Annotated in this window: 18 protein-coding genes and 2 tRNA genes; 10 read left to right on the plus strand and 10 right to left on the minus strand. The window is 38.5% G+C overall.

The window, feature by feature from the left end:
* Positions 1-16 precede the first annotated feature (16 nt).
* Positions 17-442: a VOC family protein gene (locus tag NRL14_RS09545; RefSeq protein WP_373462528.1), complete on the plus strand. Its 426-nt coding sequence runs from the start codon at positions 17-19 to the stop codon at positions 440-442.
* Here NRL14_RS09545 and NRL14_RS09550 read toward each other — a convergent pair.
* On the minus strand, positions 439-1,431 hold the full coding sequence (locus NRL14_RS09550) for a two-component system response regulator (protein ID WP_149605170.1): 993 nt from the start codon (positions 1,429-1,431) through the stop codon (positions 439-441). The two genes, NRL14_RS09545 and NRL14_RS09550, sit on opposite strands and share 4 nt — an antisense overlap.
* Positions 1,431-4,757 (minus strand): MHYT domain-containing protein, encoded by a 3,327-nt coding sequence (locus NRL14_RS09555; RefSeq protein WP_306724523.1) that lies wholly within the window; start codon positions 4,755-4,757, stop codon positions 1,431-1,433. The genes NRL14_RS09550 and NRL14_RS09555 overlap by 1 nt, the downstream gene beginning before the upstream one ends.
* A gap of 203 nt (positions 4,758-4,960) precedes the next feature.
* Here NRL14_RS09555 and NRL14_RS09560 point away from each other — a divergent pair, with 203 nt between their 5' ends.
* Positions 4,961-5,647 (plus strand): M48 family metallopeptidase, encoded by a 687-nt coding sequence (locus NRL14_RS09560; protein WP_306724524.1) that lies wholly within the window; start codon positions 4,961-4,963, stop codon positions 5,645-5,647.
* Between the two features lie 31 nt (positions 5,648-5,678).
* Here the strand turns inward: NRL14_RS09560 and NRL14_RS09565 are convergent.
* Together NRL14_RS09565 and NRL14_RS09570 are read right to left on the minus strand one after the other, a co-directional pair.
* Positions 5,679-5,763, minus strand: a tRNA-Tyr gene (locus NRL14_RS09565).
* A 49-nt stretch (positions 5,764-5,812) separates the two neighbouring features.
* Positions 5,813-5,897, minus strand: a tRNA-Tyr gene (locus tag NRL14_RS09570).
* 112 nt (positions 5,898-6,009) lie between these two features.
* Between NRL14_RS09570 and NRL14_RS09575 the strand changes: the two genes are divergently transcribed.
* Together NRL14_RS09575 and NRL14_RS09580 are read left to right on the plus strand one after the other, a co-directional pair.
* Positions 6,010-6,537: a VC2046/SO_2500 family protein gene (locus tag NRL14_RS09575; RefSeq protein ID WP_149605167.1), complete on the plus strand. Its 528-nt coding sequence runs from the start codon at positions 6,010-6,012 to the stop codon at positions 6,535-6,537.
* Between the two features lie 258 nt (positions 6,538-6,795).
* Positions 6,796-7,098 carry a DUF6172 family protein gene (locus tag NRL14_RS09580; RefSeq protein ID WP_007375896.1) on the plus strand — a complete coding sequence of 101 codons (303 nt, stop codon included), beginning with the start codon at positions 6,796-6,798 and terminating at the stop codon, positions 7,096-7,098.
* A gap of 607 nt (positions 7,099-7,705) precedes the next feature.
* On the opposite strand, the gene NRL14_RS09585 is transcribed toward NRL14_RS09580, so the two are convergent.
* From NRL14_RS09585 to NRL14_RS09595, 3 genes are all read right to left on the minus strand, one after another.
* Entirely contained in the window at positions 7,706-8,185 is a 480-nt protein-coding gene (locus NRL14_RS09585) for a YchJ family protein (RefSeq protein ID WP_149605166.1), read from the minus strand.
* A gap of 37 nt (positions 8,186-8,222) precedes the next feature.
* Positions 8,223-8,657 (minus strand): SulA-like leucine-rich domain-containing protein, encoded by a 435-nt coding sequence (locus NRL14_RS09590; RefSeq protein ID WP_306724525.1) that lies wholly within the window; start codon positions 8,655-8,657, stop codon positions 8,223-8,225.
* Positions 8,658-8,947: 290 nt separating this feature from the next.
* Positions 8,948-9,412 carry a tetratricopeptide repeat protein gene (locus NRL14_RS09595; protein ID WP_149605165.1) on the minus strand — a complete coding sequence of 155 codons (465 nt, stop codon included), beginning with the start codon at positions 9,410-9,412 and terminating at the stop codon, positions 8,948-8,950.
* A gap of 117 nt (positions 9,413-9,529) precedes the next feature.
* Here NRL14_RS09595 and NRL14_RS09600 point away from each other — a divergent pair, with 117 nt between their 5' ends.
* The gene (locus tag NRL14_RS09600; RefSeq protein WP_045984411.1) at positions 9,530-10,822 is read left to right on the plus strand and encodes an NCS2 family permease; all 1,293 of its coding nucleotides are present in this window, start codon (positions 9,530-9,532) and stop codon (positions 10,820-10,822) included.
* 58 nt (positions 10,823-10,880) lie between these two features.
* Here NRL14_RS09600 and NRL14_RS09605 read toward each other — a convergent pair whose 3' ends face one another.
* The 3 genes from NRL14_RS09605 to pabB all read right to left on the minus strand — a co-directional run bounded on the left by NRL14_RS09605 (position 10,881) and on the right by pabB (position 14,299).
* Positions 10,881-12,257, minus strand: coding sequence for an L-serine ammonia-lyase (locus NRL14_RS09605; protein WP_007375891.1), 1,377 nt, complete (start codon positions 12,255-12,257; stop codon positions 10,881-10,883).
* A gap of 101 nt (positions 12,258-12,358) precedes the next feature.
* A complete protein-coding gene (locus NRL14_RS09610) occupies positions 12,359-12,934 on the minus strand; it encodes a CoA pyrophosphatase (RefSeq protein ID WP_306724526.1) in 576 nt (191 codons plus the stop codon).
* 6 nt (positions 12,935-12,940) lie between these two features.
* Positions 12,941-14,299, minus strand: a complete 1,359-nt coding sequence (gene pabB / locus NRL14_RS09615) for an aminodeoxychorismate synthase component I (protein WP_149614126.1) — start codon at positions 14,297-14,299, stop codon at positions 12,941-12,943.
* 155 nt (positions 14,300-14,454) lie between these two features.
* Here pabB and NRL14_RS09620 point away from each other — a divergent pair, with 155 nt between their 5' ends.
* The 5 genes from NRL14_RS09620 (at position 14,455) to NRL14_RS09640 (ending at position 22,550) form a co-directional block, all read left to right on the plus strand.
* Entirely contained in the window at positions 14,455-15,981 is a 1,527-nt protein-coding gene (locus NRL14_RS09620) for a fumarate hydratase (RefSeq protein ID WP_007375888.1), read from the plus strand.
* Positions 15,982-16,411: 430 nt separating this feature from the next.
* A complete protein-coding gene (locus NRL14_RS09625) occupies positions 16,412-17,452 on the plus strand; it encodes a Glu/Leu/Phe/Val dehydrogenase (protein ID WP_306724527.1) in 1,041 nt (346 codons plus the stop codon).
* Between the two features lie 184 nt (positions 17,453-17,636).
* Positions 17,637-18,275, plus strand: coding sequence for a chloramphenicol acetyltransferase (locus NRL14_RS09630; protein ID WP_306724561.1), 639 nt, complete (start codon positions 17,637-17,639; stop codon positions 18,273-18,275).
* A gap of 166 nt (positions 18,276-18,441) precedes the next feature.
* Positions 18,442-19,266, plus strand: a complete 825-nt coding sequence (locus NRL14_RS09635; RefSeq protein ID WP_008138451.1) for a M90 family metallopeptidase — start codon at positions 18,442-18,444, stop codon at positions 19,264-19,266.
* Positions 19,267-19,370: 104 nt separating this feature from the next.
* Positions 19,371-22,550, plus strand: a complete 3,180-nt coding sequence (locus tag NRL14_RS09640; protein ID WP_306724528.1) for an amidohydrolase family protein — start codon at positions 19,371-19,373, stop codon at positions 22,548-22,550.
* Positions 22,551-22,557: the final 7 nt, after the last annotated feature.

A 22,557-nucleotide genomic window follows, 5' to 3' on the forward strand; every position in this document is an offset into this window, starting at 1 on the left:
CGTGGATAATAAAAATATGCCTAAATTGTCAGGTATTGATCATTGCCATTTGAATGTTGAAAATTTATCGAATGCAGTTAAATGGTATGAGCGCGTTTTAGGTTTTAGTATAGTACCCGAACTTGCTTTTTGGAATGAGGACGGACGAGGACCTTTAACGCTCGAGGATGCTAGTTCAAAGACTCGTTTAGCACTTTTTGAAGGTGAGGGGCGCAATAAAGGAATTGCATTTTTGGCAACAGGGGAGCAATTTATACAGTGGCTTAGTCATCTTGAAAGTTTAAATATAAAAGCGGTTCTTGCTGATCATGGTGTAACGTTTTCAATGTATTTTAAAGATGACAGTGGTAATAGCCATGAAATTACGTCACATGACTATCGGTATATAAAATCTTATTACCCAAATGTTGAGCTTGGCTCCCACAGTGCTAAAAAGAATTAGCTTTCTTGATTTGCATTTTTTATAGCAATAATATCGTCTAAGTTTTTTACAAATAGCTCGATTAGAGCGGGATCGAAATGAGCTCCTGCTTGCTCTTGCATATGTTGAACTGTTTTTTCTACACTCCATGCTTCTTTATAAGGACGTTTTGACGTAAGGGCATCAAAAACATCTGCAATGGCCACAATTCTTCCTTCAATGGATATATCTTCACCACGAGTACCATTTGGATAGCCAGAGCCATCCCATTTTTCATGGTGTTCAATTGCGAGTTTATGAGCTAGTTGTAATAGTGGGGAGGTTGAATTTGCTAAGATTTGTCCACCGATTAAAGCATGCTTTTTCATGTGCTCAAATTCTTCACTGGTAAGGCGCCCTGGTTTTAATAAAATAGCATCTGGAATGCCTATTTTACCAACATCATGCATTGGTGCCGCTTGACGCAGTAATTCTGCTTGGTGTTCTGGCATGCCCAGCGCTAAGGCAAGTACTTTACTATATTGGCTCATACGTACTATATGCTCGCCAGTATCAGTGTCTTTATATTCAGCGGCCCGCCCTAAGCGTTGAACTAAATCAACATGTGCTTGTTTTAATTGCTCCGCTTGAACTAATGAGAGATGTGTTTTCACTCTCGCCCTGACAATAGCCGGGCTAATTGGTTTGGTGATATAGTCAACTGCGCCTAGCTCAAAGCCTTTAAACTCATCGCTCTCATCGGCAAGCGCAGTTACAAAAATAATGGGGATGTGTGATGTTTTAGGGTTTCTCTTAACTATTTGGCATACTTCAAAGCCATTCATATCTGGCATCATTATGTCGAGCAAAATTAGCTTTGGTAGTTCTTTTTCAAGTAGTGCCAGTGCGGCATCACCCGATTTAGCAAACGACATACGATATTGATTACCTAACACTTCGCGCATTACTTTTAGATTTGCAGGTTCATCGTCAACAATTAAAATACGAGGCCTATTGGCTGAAAAGTCCATTAATTAATACTCATTAGTGATAGTTTCTTTTGCAAAGCTTCTAGTTTTGTTTGTGCAGTATCAAAGTCAAACTCATCAAATGCGGTGCTTATACTTTCTACTTCATCCGTAAATTGTGTATCCGAGTTGTGTATTAGTTGGTCAATGAGCTTGTCGTTAAGTTCGGCATTGAGAGCATATTTATGTAATACCTCACAAAGCGCTTTTAGTTCTGAAACAGACAAAATACTACTGTTTTTTAAGCTGTTTTTTGGCTGTTTACATACATTGTTTGCTAATAACTGAACTATTATATCTAGTTCTTCTTTTATGGCATTGAGTATATTGTTTATTTCAGTATTTTCGGCGTTCTCTAAATCATTAAGCAACTTCATTAATGTTATAAGACCTAAGTTTCCTGCAACACCTTTCAATGTATGTATTAAACTTTTGGAATTGTTTATATCAGTCAACGGATTATTTATAAGCGCTGCAAATTTGTTACTATTTTCATTTGTAAATTTCGTAATTTCTGTGAGCTGTTTGCATTTTGAACCCCATAAGGCCAAACCTTTTTCAAAATCGATATGCTTGGCATCGTGATCGGTTTGCGCTATAACAAGTTCTTTGGCTAAACCCAGCCCAAGAACTTGAGCAATTTCTTGATTTAATTGATTTATATCAATTGGTTTATTAGTAAAGCCATTCATTCCAGATTTTTTAGCGGTTAATTTATCTTGCTGTAATACGCTGGCTGTTAAGGCTATGATGGGTGTATATTTTAATTGTCTTTGTTTTTCTATTTCACGTATTTTGAGTGTTGCTTCAATACCATCGCATTCAGGCATGTGAATATCCATTAAAATCACATCAAAGTCTTGTTGCTCAAACATACTTATTGCTTCAAATCCATTACTTGCTTTGATTACGGTATGTTGATCTCGCGAAAGTAATAGTGAAAGAAGCTCTCTGTTTTGCTCAATATCATCAACAGCAAGTATTCTAAGTGAGGGGAGCTGAGTATGTAATCCATCAAAGTAATCTATTTTTTCTTCGTCACCGACTTCAAGCGGTAATGAAAAATAAAAACATGTGCCTTTACCCACCTCACTTATGAGATCTATAGTGCCTCCCATTAGTTCAACAAGCTGTTTACTAATAGTAGTTCCAAGTCCTGTACCACCAAACCGTCGGGTTGTTGTCCCATCTGCTTGTTCAAAGGGCTGAAATATGGCTTGTCTGCGATCTTCTACAATACCAATACCAGTATCTTGCACTTCAAAAAAGAGATGTCCATTTTGTGTTGTACTTATAGTTATAGTCACAGATCCTTGCTGTGTGAACTTTATAGCATTCCCTATGAGGTTAGTAAGTATCTGTCTGAGTCGATCAGCGTCTCCGCAGTAGGTTGTCCTTACTGATTCTTTAATATTAAGTGTTAAACTTAAGTTTTTCTTTTTCGCTTCTAACCAAAAAGTAGAAATAATACTATCTATAACAGGCTTCAAATTAAAATGAATAGGCTCTATTGCAAGCTTTCCACGCTCTAATTTTGCAGAATCAAGAACTTCATTGAGTAAGCGTAATAATGAACGAGCAGCATTGTTAACAGTAATGAGATGTTTTTGTTGTTCTTGATCAAGTGGGGTATCCATGAGTAAGTCACTAAAACCAATAATTGAGTTCATAGGAGTTCGTATTTCATGGCTCATATTAGCCATGAAAGATTGTTTAGCGTTAGCGGCTTCTTCTGCTTGAAGTTTCGCAGTTTCAAGCGTTTTCTCGTATTCTTTTCGCTCTGTTATATCAACTAGTACACCGTCAATCCATTGCGGATTTCCATGCTTATCAAAATCAAAAGTCCCTTTATCAAGTAGCCATAGCATTTTTCCATTGCGGTGACGGATCCGATATTCAATAGAGTACTGGCGCTTTTGTGCAATGGCATTATTTATAGCATCAAGAATAGCAGGCTGATCGGTTTTCAAGACAAGGTCATTAAATTCAATACAATGCTCGATAAATTCTTTTGATTGGTACCCCGATAATTCAAGAACACTCGGGCTAATAAATAGCATTGTCCAATTTTCATCAAATTTACATCTAAACACAACGCCTGGCATATTATTCATTAAAGAGCGATATTGTTGTTCTTTTTCTACTAGACTTCGTTGCAACTCTCGTTGCTCGGTTAAATCAGTAATAAAGCCTACATACAGAGGATTCTGGCCTGGTTGATTAACTTCGCCAATGCCTAATCGAATCGGAAATGAATACCCTTTTTTATGTTTAGCGAATATTTCGCGATTGACACCTATAACTTTCCCTAAATCAATATTTTCGGCTTCTGATAGGTAATTATCGTGATTTGCTGCAATGCTATCGTCCATGAGCATTTTAACATTATGATCCCGCACTTCACTTTCGCACCAGCCAAATATTTTTGTTGCGGAGTTATTAAAACTTAAAATAATACCTTTGTGATCAATGGTTACAATTCCATCAATCGCAGTACCTAAAATTGCATTTAGGCGCGATTCGTCCGCTGATTTAGCTTCTAGTAACATTCTGTAGCGCACCATGCCATTAAGTACTGCAACCACACTCGTAATAGCTATTGTTGCAGTTGCTACTGCAATAGCGATAAATGTTAAGCCAGCAGTGGCATCCGCATCTTCGTATAAAATAGGGGATGTAGCAACAAACCGTGTTGCGGCCATGCCCATATAGTGCATACCAGCGACGGCTAAACCTAAAATCACAGCGCTTATTAATCGGCTTTGAAAGGGGGCTAATTTAGGAAAAAATATTTCAAGATTAAAGCGACTATACAAAGCAATGAATGACAGTGCGATAGCAATAATAATAGATAAGCCAAATATTATAGGATCGTAGCGTAATAACGGTGCAAGTTGCATAGCAGCCATGCCACTGTAATGCATAGTACCAATGCCTGCACCAAGTAAAATCGAACAAGTAGCAAGTGTTTTTAAATTTCCATCACTATTTACCAGCATAGCCACAGCATACTGACAGGTCAAAAATGCAGGTATAAATGACAATAATGTAATCATGGGATCATATTGAATATTATTACAGAGTGAAAAAGCGAGCATACCAATAAAATGCATACTCCAAATACCAACAGAAAAAACAGTGGCTGCGGTAACATTGGCTAAACGCTGGTAGCTTGGGAATTTAGTACTTTTTGCTAAATCAATGAGTCTAGTGGTAAAAAATGCGGAAAATATAGCGATTAGGACGGACATTGAGACTAAAACAGGATCGTAAACCCCATTTACAATTAAACTAGGATCTTGGTCCGTAATGAAAAAAGCTGACAGCATAATAACTCACAATGTAATATCACTATTTTAGTTTAATATAATTAAGCAATTAATAAACAGTTAATTTACTGCAGTTAATAAAGCACTATTTCATAACAACTGAATGCGAGAGTACTTTAACTAATAAAGCTAATTTTTTTCATTAAGATGATGCTAATATATTACCTAGATGGGTAAATAATATTTATATTTGAGAAATTGAAGTGTTTGAATATCAGCTAAAAAAAAGCGCACGAAGAAAAACCGTTGCGATTAAAGTTCATAACCAACAGGTAACTGTATATGCACCTTGCTATATTGCAAAAAAGCAAATTGATAGCTGGCTTTTAGAAAAAAAGACGTGGGTTGATGCGCAATTGCTTAAGCAACTCACTGTTGTTGACTGCAAGCAATATCCCTTTGAAACTAAAAAAATATGTATTTATTCTGAGCAAGTAAATGTGCAGTTTGAGCAAGGTCACTGCTCTGGTGTAAAACCACAGTTAGCAGGCTTGTTAATTACGGTATCTAAACGTGTTAAACATCAACAATTAAAGTATCAAAAATTATTAGAAGAGTATTTAAAAGAGCAGTTAACAGCTTATATAGAAATGCGACTTACGTATTTTTGTACACAAATGAACGAGGCTTTACCACCCAATTTGAACATTGCGATTTATAAAAGAAAGTGGGGGAGTTGTAACAGCAAACGTGATTTGACCTTTAATCTACACCTTATTGGTGCGCCACAGCACATAATTGATTATGTAATAGTTCATGAGTTAGCACATCTGCGTCATTTAAACCACAGTAAAGCATTTTGGAAGCGAGTTGAAAAATTTTACCCTGATTATAAATCAGCATCACAATGGTTAAAAATTAATGGAATGGGCTTACAGTGGGTATTTTAGATTTTACTGATTACTAGGGGGGAATTAAAAGTGGTGGAGGGAGCTGGATTCGAACCAGCGAAGGCTGAGCCGTCAGATTTACAGTCTGATCCCTTTGGCCGCTCGGGAACCCCTCCACACTAATTTTGTTACATTTGGCCCCACTTAACTTAGCGGTAAGAAAAGTGGTGGAGGGAGCTGGATTCGAACCAGCGAAGGCTGAGCCGTCAGATTTACAGTCTGATCCCTTTGGCCGCTCGGGAACCCCTCCAATGCAACGGCGCTGATAATAGCAAAACTTATATTTAAGTAAAGGAAAAAGCTAAAGAAAAATGAAATAAAGCCGATAAATATCTATTACCTACAATAATCGGCTAAAGTCTATGCAAATCGACGATTTGTTAATCACAGAGAGTCAACTAAGTACACGGTTGAATAAAAGTGTACACGAACAACGTCGAGGAGAGTTTTCTCTTTTATTGGCAATGTTATCCCAAGATGCGCTTGATTTTAGTCAGTTCCATTTTCCAAAAACAGATATTGAAAATCCTATTGTTGAAGAAGAGACACTTCGTAAGCAATTTGGTTCGGGTCCGAAGCAGCCTTTAGCACCGGATGAGTTTAATATGTTGATTGGGCAACACAACGCCGCTTTATTATCAAATGTGGGAGAGCATGCAGGTATGAGCGATATTAAGTTACGACACTGCTTAAACCCTGAACCACTTTCAATAAGAAATGATTTAGCTCATATTCCACTCAATGTGCTTGATAATTGTGAGCTAGCTGTGCGCAGACGTATTAAGAACAAAGAGACTCAGCTATCGCATCCGCAAATGGACGTAGCTTCATTCTATGATGGTCTTAATGATGAATCATTACATCAACCGCTTCACTTAGCTACAGCATAATATTGACCTATAAAATAATTTATCTATCTACGATTTCAAATCAGCTTGTGTCAGGCCCAGTAAAACAAGCTTTAAATGGTCATTTTTATAATAATGATGGCTAAAAAGAGAGGCTTTGTAGCTATTTATAATGTTAATTGCCTAAAAATTGATTTAGTTTAAAAAAACCATCCAAAAATTTAATGCAATTGCTATAATGATGTCAAATGGTATGACATGAAATGCCGTTATCATTAAACCAAGGTAATTAGGAACGTAATGAAGAAAACATTCACGCTGAATCACGAGAAAATCAAATACCCTCGTATGGTCGATGCTGCAAAGCACGAAGTGAAAAAATATTTGAAAAGAGAACGTAATAAAACGCTACCTGAAGATGCTGATTACTGGGCATTTGACTGTAAGTTTGGTAATACAGCTGAAGATGCTCAAGTAGTGCACGTTGCAGAGATTAGCAATCATATCAGCGACATCGAAAAGCAAGATTTAAAGTCTTTCTACGTAGAGATTTTAGCAAAGCCGGCACAGCGTCAACAAGCTGATTTAGATGACGACGAGTAACTCTTAAATTTTAAGTACTCGTAAAGTAGAGATGGACCCAAGTGGTCCATTTTTGTTATGTGGGTTTTAATATCAATCTGAATAATACTAACCAACCAATCCGCAATCATGCTTAATCAGTTTGAGGGATTAAATCTGACGCTAACGGCGTTAAAAATTTCTGATATAGGACAATTAAATAACGATTTTTTGTCTTGCTATCGACACGATTCTGTTATCTAAAAATAGATCACTTAATTAAAAAAGTTGGTATAAGTATTTGAACAATATAAATTATCTAATAACCCTATAATACCAACCTGCATAAATCTTTGATCAATTTAACGAATTAAATTGCACTATAACGTCGTTAAAAATTTTTTATTTAGAACAACTAGATACAAAAACTTTTGCCTAGTTCTAGCGTAATTTTCTTAACGTTAAATAGACCCCATACATAAGCAGATTGGTATAAAAATTTTATTTAGAGACGCTGAGTTTTTTGGAAATAAATAACTTTTCGTGCGTATGCGCCACATTTAGTTAAATAATATGTACAAAACTAGAGTACATATTATTTAACTAATTAGTGTGTTTCAAAATACCTGATGCCTGGGTAAGTTGAGGTTTATAGGCTGTGGCACTTTTTATACTTTTTAGCACTGCCACATGGGCAATCATCGTTCCTGCCAATTTTTATATCTGCAACAGGTAATATAACGCCGTCAGAATATTTCCACTGATTTTTTTCTTTAATGAATTTTGATTGTTCGTGCAATTCACAGTATAAATTATCATAAAAGTAGTGCGCTTTAAATTCTACAAAACCCTGACTATCATCGTGGCCTGAGTCTATAATTGTCAGTTTTATAAAGCGGCAACCATCTGCAAATTCTTTAATTTCTTTAACGGGGTTTTCGGGCTGTTTATCTGTTGTATATGTTTGATAAATATACTTAGCATTTTTGAGTGCATAAGCACTATAACGAGAGCGCATAAGTAGCTCTGGTGTTTGAGGATGCTGTATTGCCAAATGAAAAGGTTCGCAGCAGTCAACATAATTTTGTTGGCTGCCACAAAGACATAATGTTTTATTCAGTGAGGTCATAATTTTGGTGTAAAGCTAAAATGTTAGTTTAACAAGATTATTGAGCTAGTAATATCTCTGTGGTTTGTTTGTTTTTCGTGAAGCAATATAACTTTGTATTTGTTTTACTCATATCCAGAGATAAGCTAGTTAATAGCTGGTTATTAACTATACCAGTCCAAGTAATTACAGCTGCAAAATTACCGTTGTGTAAAGCCGAATTTAATACGTACTCTAGATTCACTAAGTGTTTTTGTCTAATAACGAGTAATTTACTCGTATCGATAGAGCACGAATCAAGTAGCGCTTTACTAGGGACGTGATCGGGTGCGATTAATAATGTCCAAGCATTTAAGCTATTGTATTGATGTAATACTTTTAATAGCTCAAATGTTGCCGAAATTTCATCTTCAATTTCAATTAAATTAACACAATCGCTTTTATTGTCTTGTTGGTAGCTTTTAACTGTTCGTACGGTAATTGGTTGTAACATATCGCTTCACTCACTGGGTTTTTATACAGTATTTACATACAGTAGTTTATACAGTGTTTGTGTGCAAGTGTTTTTTGCTATTTTTTTGTACGATAATTTAAGATTTAGACTTTTTTTAAATTGTCATTTTTTTAAGTTATTAATATTTAATGATTTAAATTTACCTTTATGTTGTTGTTTCCAACTGTGCATTATTGTGTTGAATACTGTATACACCTGTTGAAGGTTGATATGGCAGCTTTAAATAATGATTTCATGTGTAAATTACAGCTTAGTTTCGTATGTGTAATTTACTCTTCGTTAGCGTTATTTGGTATTAGGTGAGAAAACTTCAATTGGTGAATTTGTTCATATAAACTTGCAGCGTAGCATTGGGCATCTTTAAAGCGTTTAGTTTCAATGTGTTTACGCAAGTCAGTTAATGCAGTAGTTGCTGGCTCGTGACCTTGACTACTTGATAAGCTTAGCCATGCAACAGCATGAAATACACTTTGCGGAACACCTTGGCCTTTTACAAAAAATAGTCCTAAGTAAAATTGTGCTCGAAGTTCTCCAGACATCGCAGCTAAACGCATCCACTTCGCAGCAAGTGCATTTTGATTATTTTTTAAATAATACAGTGCTTTGTTCAGTGTATTTTGCTGACTATTTTCGTTAGTTGGCGTTGAGTTAGTGTCGCTAGGTTGCGTGACAAAGGACAGTATATTGTCTAACTGCTGCTCTAAATCTTGGCCTGTCGGTGTTGTTTTTATCATGCTCACTCATTCGTTATGTAACTAAGTCAATAGTTTAGTATATCGCAAGGTAAAATGTCCTGTAAAAGATGATTTTTATGTTAAAATATTGCCACTTTTTACAACCATAAGTCTATTATGCTCGAAGCTTTATTTAAAATTAGTGAGAATGGCTCATCAGTCCGCCGTGAATGCATTGCGGGTATTACTACATTTATCACAATGGTTTACATTGTATTTGTTAACCCTGCCATGTTAGCAGAGGCTGGAATGGATCAGGGAGCTGCTTTTGTAGCAACTTGTATTGCAGCTGCTATTGGTTGTTTTATTATGGGGTTGTGGGCTAATTATCCTTTAGCATTAGCGCCTGGAATGGGGTTAAATGCATTTTTTACATATGGTGTTGTATTAGGGATGGGTTACACATGGCAGGCGGCATTAGGTGCTGTTTTTATGTCTGGGTGTATATTTTTACTTCTAAGCCTGTTTAAAGTTCGTGAGTGGATTATTAATGCCATTCCTTTGGTTTTAAAGCGGGCCATTGCAACGGGTATTGGCGCATTTTTAGCTTTAATTGCTCTTAAAAATGCGGGCATCATCGTTGCCAGCCCTGCAACGTTAGTACAATTAGGTGATATAACTTCAGCTGGCCCATTATTAGCTATTTTCAGCTTTTTTATTATTGCTGCGCTTTTATATCGTAACTTTAAAAGTGGTGTGTTAATTAGTATTTTATTAGTGACCTGTATCGCACTGGCTTTAGGGCTTGTTGAATACCATGGAATTGTTGCTACGCCTCCTTCTATTTTACCTACTTTTATGCAGCTTGATTTTGGTGCTGCACTTGAATTGTCTATGTTGAGCGTTATTTTCGCATTTTTGTTTGTGGATTTATTTGATACCTCGGGTACTTTAGTTGCAGTTACTCAAAAAGCAGGGCTTGCTGATGAAAAAGGAAATATGCCTCGGTTAGGAAGAGCGCTAAGTGCTGACAGTACAGCAACAATTGCAGGCGCTATGTTAGGTACTTCTACTACAACATCTTATATAGAGTCTGTTGCAGGTGTATCTGTAGGTGGGCGTACTGGTTTAACAGCAGTTGTGGTAGGTATTTGCTTTTTACTTATGATGTTTTTTGCACCACTTGCGCAAATGGTACCAGCTTACGCAACCGCTGGAGCCATTTTATATGTTGCAGTTTTAATGCTACAAAATCTGAAGTTTGTTAATTGGGATGATATGACCGATGCCATTCCCGTTACAGTCGTTTTACTGATGACGCCATTAACGTTTTCAATTGCTCATGGTATAGCACTTGGTTTTATATCTTATACGGTAGTAAAAGTGTTGTGTGGTAAGCAAGACGAAGTCACAATTAGCGTATGGATTTTAACGGCACTGTTTATTATTAAATTTGCATTTTTGTCTTAAATTTATACAGTTAGATAAAAAAGGCCATACAAATTTGTATGGCCTTTTTTAGTTATTTTTAACATTCAATAATATTAACAGCCAATCCACCGCGAGCGGTTTCTTTGTATTTAGTTTTCATATCGTTGCCGGTTTCAAGCATGGTTTTAATCACTTTATCAAGTGATACCTTTTGCTCTCCACTGCCACGAATAGCTAAACGTGAGGCATTAATTGCTTTAATCGCGCCCATTGCATTACGTTCAATACACGGCACTTGTACTAAGCCACCAACAGGGTCGCACGTGAGGCCTAAATTATGTTCCATACCAATTTCTGCTGCGTTTTCTACTTGCACAACATTGCCACCAACAATTTCGGTTAATGCGCCTGCTGCCATAGAGCACGCAACGCCAACTTCACCTTGGCAACCTACTTCGGCACCCGATATAGAGGCATTCTTTTTATATAAAATACCAATAGCAGCAGCCGTTAATAAATAACGTGTGGCTATATCGCGGTCTACTTCTTTCACAAATGTGTGATAGTACATAAGTACAGCTGGTAAAATACCCGCAGCACCATTAGTTGGTGCGGTAACTACACGGCCACCTGCCGCATTTTCTTCGTTTACGGCAAGGGCAAATAAATCAACCCAGTCCATTGCACGAAGTGGGTCGTTACTGACTTCTATATTTAGTTTTAAGTATAAGCTAGGCGCACGGCGCTTTACTTTTAAGCCGCCAGGTAAAATACCTTCTGTACGCATACCACGGTCAATACAGGCCATCATTACTTTCCAGATATGAAACAGCGTGTCTTTTATTTCATCTTCAGTGCGCAGTGTCTTTTCGTTCTTCATCATCAAGCTTGAAACACTAAGCCCTGACTCTTTACACATTTCTAGTAACTCTTTTGCGCTACCAAATGGGAATGGGGCTGGGTTTTCTTCTCTAATATCGAGGGCTGCTTGTTTTTCGTTTTCAAACTCTTCGTCAGTAACAATAAAGCCACCGCCAATAGAGTAATATACTTTGCTGTAAACTTTTTCGCCGTTGTTTGAGGCGATAATTTCCATTGCATTAGAGTGCTTAGGCAGCGTTTTGCGACGATGAAAAACAATAGCGCCTTGCTTTGGAAACTTAGCTTTGTGTGTTTTGTTTAAATAAATAACCTGATCTTGTTCGATGGTCGCTAAAATGTCGTCGACTAAATCGGCATCTATAGTTTCAGGGTCGTAACCGGCTAAACCAAGAATTACGGCTTTACCCGAACCATGGCCAACACCTGTTTGACCCAAAGAGCCATAAAGCTCTACTTTAATATCGGTAACATTTGCTAATAATTGTTGTTCTTGTAGGTCATTAACAAATAAGCGTGATGCGCGCATTGGGCCAACGGTGTGTGATGACGAAGGGCCAATACCAATGCTAAACATATCAAATGCACTGATCATAATGTGTGTCTCTACTTTGTTTTATCAGCACGAAGCTGCTCTTTGAACGGTCGAGCATGATAACGTGGAATTGTGATTGTGTAACTACTAATAACGAAGATTTAAACTGGTAAGGCGAGTTGTTTTGTAAAGTTTTTTATAATGCTTGCAGTCGCACCCCAAAGTAAACCATGCGGCGTTTTAAAACCTTGCAAAATAACCGTCTTCCCAAATCGTTGAAAAGGCAAGGGTTGCCAGTTAGCTTCGTTATTTAGCTCAGTGACCGAGAGCAAAAAGCTCGCTTGTACTTCATTATAGTCATTTTCCCAGGTGGTGCCTTTATTAAGTAAACCCACATAGGGGCTAATACTAAAGCCCGTTAATGTTGAATACTCAGGTAAGTGACCTAATACATTAACGTTGTTTTGGGCAATATTTAGCTCTTCTTTTAGTTCGCGTAGGGCTGTGGCGCGAAGGGTAATGTCGCTTACTTCAAACTTACCTCCGGGCAAACAAATCTCCCCAGGATGATGGTGTAAATAAGTAGGGCGTTTACACAGTAAAATATGTGCATGATTATCTATATCAATAATTGGCAGCATAACAGCGCTAGCACGTTTTTTACGCGTGTCTTTTAACTGGTTTGGCGCAGCTGTAGGGCTTAACAGAAACCGCGCCACAATGTGTTCACTATTCAAAGCGACCTACTGTTTTAATAAAGGGAGGATTTTGTTTACTTTATCGTAAGTTTCTTGATATTCCAATTCGACTTTAGAATCAGCTACTATTCCGCCACCTGCCCAGCAGTAAACTTGCGCTTTGTGGCACACCAAGGTGCGAATAGTGATACTCGTATCCATATTTCCACATGCACTTAAATAACCTATTGAACCACAGTAAATGCTGCGGCGATGCGGCTCTAGCTCTTCAATTATTTCCATCGCTCTAATTTTGGGCGCACCGGTGATTGAGCCACCCGGAAAAGCCGCTTTTAGCTGATCGACGGCTGTTTTACCTTCATCAAGTTCAGAGGTTACCGTGCTTACTAAATGATGCACTGCCGGAAAGCTTTCAATAGCAAAAAGAGAAGGGACGTGAACGCTGCCAGGTTTTGCCACTTTGCCTAAGTCGTTACGCAGTAAATCAACAATCATGACATTTTCAGCGCGATCTTTAGCTGATGCTGCGAGTATTTGGGCTTGGCGTTGATCTTCCAGCGCATCCGCTTTTCGCGGCAGTGTGCCTTTAATAGGTTTGGTTTCTACAACGTTATTATTTACTGATATAAAGCGCTCAGGGGAAATTGATAAAATGGCCCCTTGAGGGTGATTTATAAAGCTCGAAAATGGCGCTTTATTTGCTTCACGTAGTTTAATGTAAGCTGCCCAAGGGGAGCCTTCAAACTGAGCGTTGAAGCGCTGCGCTAAATTAATTTGGTAACAATCGCCACTTTTTAAATACTCCTCAATTTGGGCAAACTTTGCAGCGTACTCCGTTTCGCTCATATTTGATTGCCAGTCGCTGTTTAGGGCAAAGGACTGCGTATTAACTTGGGAGTTAACGTGCGTATTTAAATATTGCTCATAAAGCGCTAATCGATCGGTGTTTGGCTGCGATACATAAAACCAGCTTTGTTGCAGCTTGTCGTAAATAAGGGCATCTAAGTAAAGGCCAATAGCCATTTGGGGAAGATTAATGTCTTCAATAGCATGAGTGGGGATGTTTTCAATTGTACGCCCTAAGTCGTAGCCAAAGTAGCCAAGCCAGCCGCCGTTAAAGGGTAAATCGTAATCGGCTTTTGTTTTAGCAAGATGCGAAAGCTCATTATTCATAATTTCAAAGCAGTTATCACTACTTTCTATATTATTTAAAAAGCTTTTATTATTTTTTACTTCAAGGGTACTTTGCGGCTCAATGGCAATAATATCAAAACGGCTGTTTATATGATTACTATTTGCAGAATCTAATAGAATTGCGTAAGGCAAATGTGAAAAATGCGCAAAAACGTCAATGCAGTTTTGTGTTATGCCTAATTTAATACAATTTTTTTTATTGTTTAGCATTTACTGCCCCTTTAAGAACTGGCTCGAAACGGGCTGGGAGGGTATCATAAGTCAAATTTTTTGGCAGCACTAAGCTGCAAAAAACAGTGCAAACCACCGTCACCGGTTTGATTTAGATTACGCGACAACGCGTAACGGTAACTTAAGGAACCACTATGAGTACAATTTGTCAGCAAGACTTTATTGATAGCATTGAAGATGCATTGCAATATATTTCGTTCTATCACCCACTTGATTTTGTTCAAGCACTCGAAAAAGCGTACAACAAAGAACAAAGTAAAGCGGCTAAAGACGCCATTGCACAAATTTTAATTAACTCACGCATGTCGGCTGAAGGCAAGCGTCCACTTTGCCAAGACACCGGTATTATTACCTGTTTTGTTAAAGTAGGTATGGATGTTAAGTGGGATAAAACAGATTTAACCGTTCAACAAATGGTTGATGAAGGTACTCGTCGTGCATATTTAAATCCAGATAACCCTTTACGTGCATCTATTGTTGCAGACCCTGCTGGCACACGTAAAAACACTAAAGATAATACGCCTTCGGTTGTGCATATTGATTTAGTAGCGGGTGGAAAAGTAGAAGTAATGGTTGCGGCTAAAGGCGGCGGCTCTGAAAACAAAAGTAAAATGGTTATGTTAAACCCGTCAGATGATGTTGCTGCATGGGTAGAAAAAACACTACCAACAATGGGTGCTGGTTGGTGTCCGCCAGGCATGCTAGGTATAGGTATTGGTGGTACGGCTGAAAAAGCAGCAGTAATGGCTAAAGAGTCGTTAATGGATCCGGTTGATATCCATGAACTAATGGAACGCGGCGCAGAGACAACTGAAGAAAAACTGCGTTTAGAAATTTTTGATCGTGCTAATAAATTAGGTATTGGCGCACAAGGCTTAGGCGGTTTAACAACGGTTGTTGATGTTAAAATTAAAACAGCACCAACGCATGCAGCTTCAAAACCTGTAGTAATGATCCCAAATTGTGCGGCAACTCGCCATGTACATTTTACGCTTGACGGTTCTGGCCCTGCTAATTTAAAAGCACCTAAACTAGAAGATTGGCCACAAGTAACATTTGAAGTAGGCGAAGGCACACGTCGTGTTGATTTAAATACACTGACTAAAAAAGATGTTCAAGAATGGAAAATGGGTGAAACCGTTTTACTTTCGGGCACTATTTTAACAGGTCGTGATGCAGCGCATAAACGTTTGCAAGATATGATCAACTCAGGTGAAGGTTTACCTGAGGGCGTAGACTTTGATAATAAATTTATTTATTACGTAGGCCCTGTGGATGCGGTACGCGATGAAGCAGTAGGTCCTGCTGGCCCTACAACAGCCACGCGCATGGATAAATTTACCGATATGATGCTAGAAAAAACAGGCATTGTAGGCATGATTGGTAAAGCTGAACGTGGCCCTGCAACGGTTGAGTCTATTAAAGAGCATAAATCTGTTTATTTGATGGCTGTAGGCGGCGCAGCTTACTTAGTATCTAAAGCGATTAAAAAAGCGCGTGTTGTAGCTTTTGAAGATTTAGGTATGGAAGCTATTTACGAATTTGAAGTAGAAGATATGCCAGTGACTGTTGCAGTAGACAGTGAAGGCGCCAATGCGCATACACAAGGCCCTGCTATCTGGAAAGCTAAAATTGAAGAGCTTGATAGCAAGCTAAAATAACGTACGTTTTGTATTCTTAAAAAGCGAGCCTAGTGCTCGCTTTTTTGTTTTTTTAAATAGAGTTATTAGTAAGTTTACAGCTCTGACCAGTTTGCGAAAAAGCTCACTTTTTACTGAAAACCTATAGGCAGCAGTACGTGTCGGGCAAGTAGCACTTGTATATTAAACTTTACATGCAATAACTGTGTTACGTTCACGTAAACGTAAGTAGGTGTGGTTGTTCTATTTATAGTTTTTAAAACTTACAAACGACGCTCTTGTGAATTTTTTATCTATATAAAAGTTTTAATTTGGTTATTTAATTTAAGCTTGATGTTTTCATTGGTTTTATCATCTGTGAGTATAGCGAACACGTATATGAAGTGATAAAGTCTCGGCAATTTCCAGCGCGCATACCCTTTCACGGGTTAACTATTTCGGAGTATTTTAAGTGGCTGTGTTTAATCGAGTTGAATTTGATAACCATGAACAAGTGGTTTTTTGTTCTGATGAAGAGTCGGGTTTAAAAGCAATTATTGCTGTACATAATACTAACCTAGGTCCTGCTGTTGGCGGATGTAGAATGTGGGATTATGCGAACGACGAAGATGCTGTTTATGACGTGCTACGTTTATCAAAGGGCATGACTTATAAAAATGCAGTTGCGCGCTTACCGTTTGGTGGCGGTAAATCTGTAATTATAGGTAATGCGAAAGAAATTAAATCTGAGCAATTATTTCGTGCATTTGGCCGTCAGTTAGAGCGATTAAATGGCAGCTATTACTCAGCAGAAGATGTAAACATCACATGTGCTGATGTAGCTATCATGAATAAAGAAACTAATTACGTACTGGGTCTTGAAGGTAAAAGCGGTAACCCATCGCCATTTACAGCATACGGTACGTTTTTAGGAATTAAAGCAGCGCTACAGCATCAACGTGGCCATCAAAATTTTGCAGGCGTAAAAGTGGCTGTTCAAGGTTTAGGTGCTGTTGCTTATGGTTTATGTAAACATTTACATGATGCGGGCGCTGAGTTGTTTGTAACTGACATTAACCAAGCTGCCATTGACCGTGTAGTAAGTGATTTTGGTGCAACTGCGGTTGGCATTGATGACATTTACGACTTAGATGTTGATGTTTATGCACCTTGTGCATTAGGCGCAACCGTTAACGATTTAACGATACCGCGTTTAAAAGCGACTATTATTGCAGGCTGTGCTAACAATCAGCTGGCAGAATCTCGCCACGGTGAAGTTATTCGTGAAAAAGGCATTTTATATGCACCAGATTACGTAATTAACGCCGGTGGTATTATTAATGTTTATTATGAAACAGCGCCAGATGGTTACAGTGCAACAGCGTCTAATAAACATGTTGAAGGTATTTTTAATACGTTAACTGAAATTTTTGCTCGCAGCGAAAAAGAGCAAAAATCAACGCATTTAATTGCTGACGAATTAGCGCAAGAGATCATTAAAAACGGTCTGTAATCTAAGTTTGAATTTATATAAAGGTGTGCAATTGCGCACCTTTTTTTATCTGTAAGTTAAGGGGGGTTGAGCTTTGCGGATTTAACCTTGAAAGATCAACAGACCCTAATGCAATTATTATTGAACAGCGGTACACTTTATTTTTAATTTTGTGCGGCAAATTATGACTCCCTCAACTTCTCTCATGCAGCCTATCGATTTAGATAATTGGCCTAGAAAGCAACACTTTGAATTATTTAAACACTTTTCTCAGCCTTATTTTAATGTGTGTGTGCGTTTAGATGCTCAAGCACTTTACGACTATTGTAAAACCAATCAATTTTCTTTTTTTCAAGCGTATGTATATTGCACCTTAAAAGCGTGCCATGAGTACGATTCAATAATGCTACGTATTATAGATAATCAACCATGGTTACTTAACAGTGTTCGCGCTAGTGTGGTTGAGTTGTCTGAAAACGATACGTTTGTTTTTAGTTATTTTAGTAGCGCAAGCGATTTTAAAGAGTTTGTAAATCATGCAAGTGACGTGAGTAAAAAAGCGAAACAACAGCCGTTATTTTCTGATGCATTTGCCCAAACAGAAGGGCAGGCAGATTTAATTCATATATCTGTTTTGCCGTGGCTGAATTTTAGTGCGTTTTCGCATGCATTTAGTGAAGGGCAGAGTTTAGGCATTCCTAAATTTGTATTTGGTCAGTTTGATAAACACACCGGTACAATGCCTTTAGCTATCGATGTACACCACTCATTAATGGATGGTTTGCACGTAGCGAAATTTATAAGCACATTGCAGGGTACATTTGACTCCTTTTGCAAAGGTTAACTTTAAACACGTCATTTAACGGCAGTGCAAAGCAGTAAACAATTTATAAGTAATCTATAAGCAATGCGATGTGAATTACTTTATATTCAAATACATAACCTTATATGCTTGAAAAGCACGTGCGCTGGACATATTTATATACCATACCTTAGCTCAGGAAATCCCCATGATAAATGGACTGTTAATTGTTGTTTTAATTCTTTTTGTGGTGATTTTCTGGCGCTGGCCATCAATTCAAAACCGATTATGGCGCAGTAAATATAAAGACTTTGCTTTAAATTCACAGCAAAAAGATATTTTACTGCGTTGTATGCCCATCTATAAAAAAATGACCGACGCTGACAGAGAAAAATTAGAGCGACATATTACGTGGTTTTTAAACGAAAAACGCTTTGTTGGTTGTGATGGTTTAAAATTGACACCCGCAATGAAGTTAATTGTAGCCGCTGATGCGTGTGTATTAGTACTTAATAAACCGTGGCCGTTATATAAAAATGTAAAAGAAATTTTATTATACCCAAGTGCTTATTACGCCCCGCAATCAACACGCGATAGTGCAGGGCTTGTGAGTTACCATAATGCAGTAAGGCTTGGTGAGTCTTGGCCTGGCGGCACACTAGTACTCAGTTGGCATGACGTGCTTGAAGGTAACCGCTTGCCAAGTGATGGACATAATTTAGTTTTTCATGAATTTGCGCATCAACTCGATCAAGAAACAGGAAAAACAACAGGCACGCCACTTTTAAAAAGCTCAGCAGATTACAAAGAGTGGGGCCGAGTATTTAGCCGCGCGTTTACGCAGTTGAAAAGTCATGTTGCTTATAGCATGCCACACGTTATTCACAGCTATGGTGCAACTAATGAAGCCGAATTTTTTGCTGTTATTACCGAAACCTTCCTCGAAAAACCCGCAGAGCTGCGCCGATACGATCCTGAAATTTATAGTATGCTCGTTAATTACTATCAATTTGACCCTATAGTTTGGCATTAAACTTATATAAACCGCGCTTTATCATATAACACTGGCAAGTTGTGCTTGTTTTTGTTGCAATTGTGTAAAATAGTTTTACAGCAACAAAAACAAGCGAGAAACGCATGAAAAAAATGCTTCATACTGTATTGGCATTGTCGGTGTCATTAGCGATAGGGCAAGTGAATGCCGCCGAAAAAGACGAACAAAAATGGCAAGTAGATTCACCTAAGGGGCAATTTGTTGACGCTGCAATTAGCGTTGAGCAAGGCACATGGATGAATATAGATATTAGCCCTGATGGTAAAACCGTGGTGTTTGACTTACTTGGCGATATTTACACTATGCCAATGAGTGGTGGTACAGCTACAAAGCTCACCTCTGATATTGCATGGCAAATGCAACCACGCTTTAGTCCTAACGGCAAAAGTATTGCGTTTACCTCCGACCAAGGTGGTGGCGATAACATTTGGATAATGGACTTAAATGGCGAAAATCAACACGCTGTTACCGATGAAACCTTTAGATTACTAAATAGCCCTGCATGGAGTCCTGATGGCGACTACTTAGTTGCGCGTAAACACTTTACAGCTAGCCGCTCATTAGGTGCCGGTGAAGTGTGGTTGTATCATAAAGCGGGTGGCAAGGGTGTGCAGCTTACAAAACGCGAGAACGATCAAAAAGATTTAGGTGAGCCAATGTTTTCACCTGAAGGTCGTTATGTATACTTCTCGCATGATGCAACACCCGGTAAAACCTTTCATTATTCAAAGGATTCTGTAGCGGGCATTTATAAAATTAAGCGCTACGACCGTGAAACGGGTGAAATTGAAACCATAATCGATACGATGGGCGGTGCTATTAGGCCTACACCGTCACCTGATGGTAAAAAACTGGCGTATATAAAGCGTGATGATTTTCAAACTAGTCTTTATTTATATGACTTAACCAGCGGTGAGCACACTAAGCTTTACGATAAGCTTGAGCGAGATATGCAAGAAACCTGGGCTATTCATGGTGTATACCCAACCATTGCATGGACACCCGATAATGAAGAACTGGTATTTTGGGCTGGTGGCACAATTCACAAGCTAGATGTTGCAGACAAATCTGTTAAAACCATACCTTTTAAAGTGCAAACAAGTAAAAAAATTCAAAAAGCAGTGCGCTTTACACAAAACTTAGATACCGACGAGTTTGATGTAAAAATGCTGCGTAATGTGCAAGTAAGCCCAGATGGCGAAACTGCAATTTTTGAAGCGCTTGGGCATATTTATAAACGTGATTTAGAGTCAGGTAAAATTAAGCGTTTAACAAAGCAAACTGATCATTACGAATTATTTCCACAGTACTCTCGCGATGGTAAAAAAATAGTTTACACCACATGGGATGATAACAAACAAGGGTCTGTAAGAGTGGTTTCTGCGCGTAGTGGTCGTGGCGATACAATTACTAAAGAGCCCGGGAAATATGTAGAGCCTACGTTTAGCCCAGATGGAAAGACGGTTGTTTATCGAAAAGCTACTGGCGGCAGTATTTTAAACCCTAAATGGTCACTTAATCCGGGGGTTTATAGCGTAAGCGCAAAAGGCGGTAAAAGTGAGCTTATTTCAAAAAGTGGTTATCAACCACAATTTGGAGATGCAAACGATCGCGTTTTTATAATGAGTCCTTGGCCAAAACCAACGCTAAGTGTAGTTGAGCTTGAAAGTAAAAAAGTTCGCAAACTTTACGAATCAGAGCATGCGACAGAATTTAGAGTATCACCAGATGGGCAATACCTCGCTTTTGCTGAGCGATTTAAAGTATTTGTAACGCCGTTTGTTCAAAGTGGTAAAACAATTAATATTGGGCCTAAAGACAGTCAATTCCCAATAGAGCAGTTATCGGTGCGTGCTGGTGAAAACATTAGCTGGAGTGCTAAGAGCAACAAACTTTACTGGACATTAGGGCCTGAGCTTTATCATGCAAGCCTTGAGGGGATGTTTGCCATTAACAAAGCCGAAGATGCCGACTTTAAAGTGAAAAGTGGCGATAATATTGGTTTCAGTAAAAAAATGGCAGAGCCTAAAGGTATGATTGCGCTCACTGGTGCAAAAATTATTACCATGGACGGCGAAAAGGTTATTGAAAATGGCGTGATTATCACTGATGGCAAGCATATTAAAGCAATTGGTACAGCCAGCGATATAAGCATTCCTAAAGGTGCTGAGGTTATTGATGTAACAGGTAAAACTATTATGCCTGGTATTGTTGATGCTCATGCACATGGCTCGCAAGCAAGTGACGAAATTATACCTCAGCAAAACTGGAAAAACTTTTCAGGTTTAGCGCTGGGTGTAACTACAATTCACGATCCATCAAACGATACCTCAGAAATATTTACCGCAAGCGAAATGCAAAAGGCAGGCATGATTGTTGGCCCGCGTATTTTCTCAACGGGTACTATTTTATATGGCGCAAATATGCCAGGTTATACGTCGCATATTGACTCGTTAGACGATGCTAAATTTCATTTAGAGCGCCTTAAAAAAGTAGGGGCGTTTAGTGTTAAGTCGTATAACCAGCCACGTCGTGAGCAGCGCCAACAAGTTATTGAAGCAGGTCGGATGCTTGAAATGATGGTTGTCCCTGAAGGCGGCTCATTATTACAACATAACTTAAGTATGATTGTAGATGGACACACAGGTATTGAGCATTCAATCCCTGTAGAGCACATATACGACGATATAAAGCAGTTATGGTCGCAAAGTGATGTTGGTTATACACCAACACTTGTAGTGGCTTATGGTGGCATTTGGGGGGAAAATTACTGGTATGATAAAACTGATGTGTGGAATCATCCGCGTTTAAGTAAATTTGTGCCAAAAAATCAATTATTACCACGCTCTATGCGCCGCATTAAAGCGCCCGATCATCACTATAATCACTTTAATAACGCACGCGTTGCTGCTGAGCTGCAAGACCTAGGTGTATTAGTTAACTTAGGTGCTCACGGTCAGCGTGAAGGTTTAGGTGCACACTGGGAGATGTGGATGTTTGCACAAGGCGGAATGACACCGCTTGAGGCAATACGTGCATCGACACTCGATCCGGCTAAGTATTTAGGGCTTGATAAAAACGTAGGCTCGCTTGAAGTGGGTAAACTGGCTGATTTAATGGTTATAGATGGCGATCCGCTTAAAAATATTCGAGATTCGGATAAAGTAGATTACACCATGATCAATGGTCGATTATTCAATGCAGAGACAATGAATGAAGTGGGTAAAAAAGAGCGCGAACCACTTTATTTTGAAAAACTGTAATTTATTT

The organism is Pseudoalteromonas sp. 20-92, from assembly GCF_030847595.1.
GTDB lineage: Bacteria > Pseudomonadota > Gammaproteobacteria > Enterobacterales > Alteromonadaceae > Pseudoalteromonas > Pseudoalteromonas fuliginea.

Coding starts and splice junctions, on each gene's coding strand:
- NRL14_RS09590 (WP_306724525.1), bottom strand. CDS start 8,657: ATGTTACAACCAATTACCGTACGAACAGTTAAAAGCTACCAACAAGAC.
- NRL14_RS09575 (WP_149605167.1), top strand. CDS start 6,010: ATGCAAATCGACGATTTGTTAATCACAGAGAGTCAACTAAGTACACGG.
- NRL14_RS09550 (WP_149605170.1), bottom strand. CDS start 1,431: ATGGACTTTTCAGCCAATAGGCCTCGTATTTTAATTGTTGACGATGAA.
- NRL14_RS09605 (WP_007375891.1), bottom strand. CDS start 12,257: ATGATCAGTGCATTTGATATGTTTAGCATTGGTATTGGCCCTTCGTCA.
- NRL14_RS09555 (WP_306724523.1), bottom strand. CDS start 4,757: ATGCTGTCAGCTTTTTTCATTACGGACCAAGATCCTAGTTTAATTGTA.
- NRL14_RS09640 (WP_306724528.1), top strand. CDS start 19,371: ATGAAAAAAATGCTTCATACTGTATTGGCATTGTCGGTGTCATTAGCG.
- NRL14_RS09585 (WP_149605166.1), bottom strand. CDS start 8,185: ATGACCTCACTGAATAAAACATTATGTCTTTGTGGCAGCCAACAAAAT.
- NRL14_RS09545 (WP_373462528.1), top strand. CDS start 17: ATGCCTAAATTGTCAGGTATTGATCATTGCCATTTGAATGTTGAAAAT.
- NRL14_RS09600 (WP_045984411.1), top strand. CDS start 9,530: ATGCTCGAAGCTTTATTTAAAATTAGTGAGAATGGCTCATCAGTCCGC.
- NRL14_RS09620 (WP_007375888.1), top strand. CDS start 14,455: ATGAGTACAATTTGTCAGCAAGACTTTATTGATAGCATTGAAGATGCA.
- NRL14_RS09580 (WP_007375896.1), top strand. CDS start 6,796: ATGAAGAAAACATTCACGCTGAATCACGAGAAAATCAAATACCCTCGT.
- NRL14_RS09630 (WP_306724561.1), top strand. CDS start 17,637: ATGCAGCCTATCGATTTAGATAATTGGCCTAGAAAGCAACACTTTGAA.
- NRL14_RS09595 (WP_149605165.1), bottom strand. CDS start 9,412: ATGATAAAAACAACACCGACAGGCCAAGATTTAGAGCAGCAGTTAGAC.
- pabB (WP_149614126.1), bottom strand. CDS start 14,299: ATGCTAAACAATAAAAAAAATTGTATTAAATTAGGCATAACACAAAAC.
- NRL14_RS09635 (WP_008138451.1), top strand. CDS start 18,442: ATGATAAATGGACTGTTAATTGTTGTTTTAATTCTTTTTGTGGTGATT.